Source organism: Streptomyces sp., from assembly GCF_035563135.1.
Classification (GTDB): Bacteria; Actinomycetota; Actinomycetes; order Streptomycetales; family Streptomycetaceae; genus Streptomyces.
The window spans coordinates 1-3,922 of the sequence record NZ_DATMVN010000080.1; the positions used below are offsets into that span (position 1 = coordinate 1).

General features: G+C 67.6%; 6 protein-coding genes and 2 pseudogenes. 7 read left to right on the forward strand and 1 reads right to left on the reverse strand.

The window, feature by feature from the left end; genetic code table 11:
• The 7 genes and pseudogenes from VN520_RS03475 to VN520_RS03505 all read left to right on the forward strand — a co-directional run.
• Positions 1-287 (forward strand): DUF6879 family protein (locus VN520_RS03475; protein WP_331681913.1); only part of this gene is annotated, 287 nt, incomplete at its 5' end.
• Positions 284-1,126: a helix-turn-helix transcriptional regulator gene (locus tag VN520_RS03480; RefSeq protein ID WP_325745339.1), complete on the forward strand. Its 843-nt coding sequence runs from the start codon at positions 284-286 to the stop codon at positions 1,124-1,126. The genes VN520_RS03475 and VN520_RS03480, both read left to right, overlap by 4 nt.
• A gap of 87 nt (positions 1,127-1,213) precedes the next feature.
• Positions 1,214-1,666 carry a hypothetical protein gene (locus VN520_RS03485; RefSeq protein WP_325745340.1) on the forward strand — a complete coding sequence of 151 codons (453 nt, stop codon included), beginning with the start codon at positions 1,214-1,216 and terminating at the stop codon, positions 1,664-1,666.
• Between the two features lie 205 nt (positions 1,667-1,871).
• The gene (locus VN520_RS03490; protein ID WP_325745341.1) at positions 1,872-2,039 is read left to right on the forward strand and encodes a hypothetical protein; all 168 of its coding nucleotides are present in this window, start codon (positions 1,872-1,874) and stop codon (positions 2,037-2,039) included.
• Positions 2,040-2,505: 466 nt separating this feature from the next.
• Complete coding sequence (locus tag VN520_RS03495) at positions 2,506-2,979, forward strand: GNAT family N-acetyltransferase (protein ID WP_325745342.1); 474 nt, start codon at positions 2,506-2,508, stop codon at positions 2,977-2,979.
• 53 nt (positions 2,980-3,032) lie between these two features.
• A pseudogene (locus VN520_RS03500) lies at positions 3,033-3,191 on the forward strand (transposase); the annotation flags it as partial.
• A pseudogene (locus VN520_RS03505) lies at positions 3,191-3,346 on the forward strand (IS5/IS1182 family transposase); the annotation flags it as partial. The pseudogenes VN520_RS03500 and VN520_RS03505, both read left to right, overlap by 1 nt.
• Before the next feature lie 15 nt (positions 3,347-3,361).
• Here the strand turns inward: VN520_RS03505 and VN520_RS03510 are convergent.
• Positions 3,362-3,922: hypothetical protein (locus tag VN520_RS03510; protein ID WP_325745343.1), on the reverse strand; the 561-nt coding region annotated here is incomplete at its 5' end.

Consider the following 3,922-nt stretch of genomic DNA (forward strand, 5'->3'; position numbering starts at 1 on the left):
AGCAGTTCCTCCTGACCACGGGGCACGGCAACGTGGCTGCGGGCGAGGACATCCGCAACCTCCCCCGCGCGCAGGCCAGGACGCTGGGCCTGCCGGACCACGACTTCTGGCTCTTCGACTCCCGGCTTGTCGCGCGCTTCGTCTTCGACGAGGACGACACCACCCTCGGTGTGGTCCTGAGCGAGGACCCCGCCGACGTTGCCGCCGCTTGCCAGGCCCGCGACGCTGCATGGCACCACGCAACCGTCACCGCGGAATTTGCCAAGGCGGTAACTTCGACCGTGTGAGCACCGACTATCAATCTGCCCGGGTCGCCCTCGGTGCACGGCTCCGTGAGCTGCGTACCGAGGCCGGCCTCGACGGCAAGGGTGTGGCTGCGGTCCTCGGTTGGCAGCGCTCGAAGGTGTCACGCCTGGAGCTGGGGAAGCAGACCCCGTCAAGTGCAGACCTTGCAGCGTGGGCACAGGCCGTGGGCCGCGAGGATCTGGCCGGTGAGCTGAAGGGCAGGCTCGTCGGTCTGGAGACGCAGTACCGGTCGTGGCGCCGCCAGCTGGCCGGTGGGCACCGGGCCCGCCAGGAGCTGGCCATCGCGGAGACTACGGTGACGCAGACCATTCGCGGCCTGGAGGTCGCCCGAGTCCCGGGCCTGTTCCAGACGGCGGACTACGCCCGGCACACCTTCGAGGCGAACTCGGAATTCCGCCAGATTCCCCGGGACGTGGAGGATGCCGTACGTACCCGCATCCGCCGGCAGGATGCCCTGTACGAACCGGGGCGCCGGTTCCGGTTCCTGGTGTGGGAGGGCGCCTTGCACGTAGTGACGTGCCCCCGCGAGGTCATGGCGGCGCAGCTCGACCGCTTGGCCGGGCTGATCGGCCTGGACACCATCGAGCTCGGGATCGTCCCGTTCGGAGCGCAGCTGCGGCGTGCGCCCACCCATGGGTTCTGGATCTACGACCGGCGGCAGGTCATTGTCGAGACGATCAGTACCGAGATGTGGCTCGATGATGAGGAGACCATCGCCCTGTATGAGAGGGCGTGGGACTGGACAGCCGAGGCTGCGGTCTACGGCCCGCAGGCGAGGCGCCTGATCGGCCGGGCGCGGGCATCACTGGACCTGTCCTGAGCAACCCGCCTCAACTCGGCTGGCCACATTCGCAATCCATCGCAATCGGCGCGCACGTTCGCGCCCCTGATCTCTAACGTGCTGGTCATGGCCACACGGACACGCAATCCGGGCTCGGACTGGTCGGCTTCCTGCGCCCCGGACCCCGTACAGGTGCACCACGCGTGGGACCGCGACGAACTCGCGCTCGTCGCCACCGGCCGGTGCTGGCTGGCCGTCGAGGCCGCCCTCATGCCGAGCGTGACCACCATGCAGCGCATCGGCCCCGCCCGGCTCGGCCCCGTCCTTGTCCACCCGGAAGCCGACCGCGCATGGGGGCTGGCGCCGGCCGGTGTGCGGCAGCTCCTCGATGACCTGCCGCAGCTGACTGTGCACCCCGCCGGGTGGGCGCTGCGCTGCCCGCCGGCCGATCGGTACCTGGACGAACTGGGATGGCTGGAGAAGCCGGACGGCTCTGACCTGTTGACCGACCCGGCCATGCTCGGTGCGGCGTTCGGCCCCGGCGGGAACCTCCACCTCTCCACCGGAACGGTCCGTTGACGGCCGTGGAGACCGGCCGCCCGCTACCGAAGGCCGAGTCCCTGTCCCCACAGCAGCAACGCGGCGTGCACTGCGTCTGGTGCAGCACCCCATTACGCAACGGGCACGCCGTTGACCTCGGAACTCAAAAACTCGACCTCGACGGCTTCGTCGTCCGCTGGTTCCCTCGCTCCTGTCCTATTTCATGTCCGAAGGGATAACGACCGTGACCAACCCAGCTGCATTGCCCCCACGGAACGCCGCGCAGCCGAATCCGGAGCCCCCTACCCAGCCAAAAGTCCAGCGCCGCGCCGCCCAGAACTCGGTGCTGGACAACCTCATCTGGCTGCAGGGAACCCGGTCAGGCCGCCTCAACCTCGACAGCAAGCGCTGAGCTTCCGCCCCGGCCGCTCATTCCCTGGCAGGACAACGGCCGGGGCGGGCCGCCACCCGCCCGACGAAACGGAGGCACTTCATGCGTCCCCCTACCTGGTCGCCCACCCCACCCCCTGACAAGCGCCCGTGACCACCGCCCTGACCCCGACCGCCGTCACTACCTGCGAAGCCTGCTGGAACGCCCCGGTGGAGAGCGTGCGGGTGACCGCGGCCGGAACAGACCTGCTGTGCCAGGACTGCGCCCTCGGCCACTTCCCCCGCCGTGTCGACACGATCACGGTACGGCCACCTGAGCTCCAGACCCCCTCGCCCGACAAGCCAATCCGAGCCGAACCCTCCCAGCCGGTCCGGCTATTGGTCCTCGACATTCGGGCGGCCCAGGAGACACCGGGAAACCGCTACCCGGGCCCGTGCGTGACTGACTACTCTCACCTTCCTCTGACGAGCACTGATATGGGGAGCGCATGACGCAGCAGTTCACCGACCGCCAGGGCCGGGCCGTGGTGCTCGAGGAGATCACGGAGGACAACTGGCGTGATGTCGCCGACGTGGCGCCCGCCGACGAGCAGCGCCGGTACGTGGCCGCCCTCGCGGCGCGCTATCTCCTGCTCTCCCAGCGTGGCGAGGTATGGACGTCCCTCGGTATCCGCGCCGGTGACGACATCGTGGGCCACGTCATGTGGGCGTACGACGACGAGGACGGCACCCACTGGATCGGCGGCATGGTAGTGAGCGCGGTCGAGCAGGGCAAAGGAGTGGGCCACGCCACTCTGGGCACCGTGATCGAGCGCCTGTCGGCACTGCCGGAGTGCCGGGAGATCCGTCTCTCGTACCACCCGGACAATGCTTCCGCCGGCCACCTCTACACCTCGTTCGGCTTCCAGCCGACTGGGGACTTCGAGGACGAGGAGATCGTGGTGGCGCTGCCAGTCACCTAGCAGCCGTCCGGTCGATCATGTGACTGTCGCCTGATCTGCTCGTTGTTTCCGTTATGGGGTGGAGAGAACGCGGCGATCTGTCGGACGCCGAGTGGGAGCGGCTGCGGCCGTTCCTGCCGGTGAGCAATGGTCGGTGTGGGCGGTGGCGTGATCATCGGCAGGTGATCGACGGAATTCTTCACCGGGTTCGGACCGGGGTTCACTGGCGTGATTCGACGAGGAGCGATACAAGAAGCGCAACACCGTCGAGAGGGCCATCAACAGGCTGAAGAACTTCCGCGCCGTGGCGACACGCTACGACAAGCGTGGCCACGTCTTCCTCGGCACCGTCACCGCAGCTGCCCTCGTCATCTGGCTCCGCACCTGACCGCGTGCCAGGACTTCAACTCACCGAGGCGCCCGGCGCCAACACCAAGCCCGCTGCCGCAATGAAGTCCTCAAGGCTGATGACACCGCTGCCGCTGCCGTCATCCCATTCGGCCAGAAGCCCGAGAAGGCCCTCGTTCCAAGACTCCGGCGTCTCAGCGTCATCCTCAGGGCCAGGATGCCACTCGACGCGGCCCACGCCACGCCGGTATCGGAAATACAGATACTGGCCGTCCGCCGTCCAGGCATCCCACTGTGATGGGTATGCGGAACACGTCTGCACAACCCGCGTCAACTTCCCACCCTCATCCGTACTCATCCGACGATGGTCGCGCAGCATCAAGCACCCGCCAATCGACTTCAGACTGCCGACGCAGGCGCCCCAAGCAGCAGCCAGACGCACGCCATCAATGATCGGCCGGACAGCTCCTAGGCGCAATACCGGTGACTTTGAGGTGTGTTGGTCGTTGGATGTGTTGTGCCAAGGCCTGGGCAGGTGAAGTCGTCGGGTGAACGGTTGTCGGACCGGATCGCCTTGGGTGTGTTGACGCGGGTGTATCCACCCGGGGTGGTCGAT

What these genes read in the sequence shown, in the direction of transcription:
- VN520_RS03495 (WP_325745342.1), top strand. Translation starts at nt 2,506, where the DNA reads ATGACGCAGCAGTTCACCGACCGCCAGGGCCGGGCCGTGGTGCTCGAG.
- VN520_RS03485 (WP_325745340.1), top strand. Translation starts at nt 1,214, where the DNA reads ATGGCCACACGGACACGCAATCCGGGCTCGGACTGGTCGGCTTCCTGC.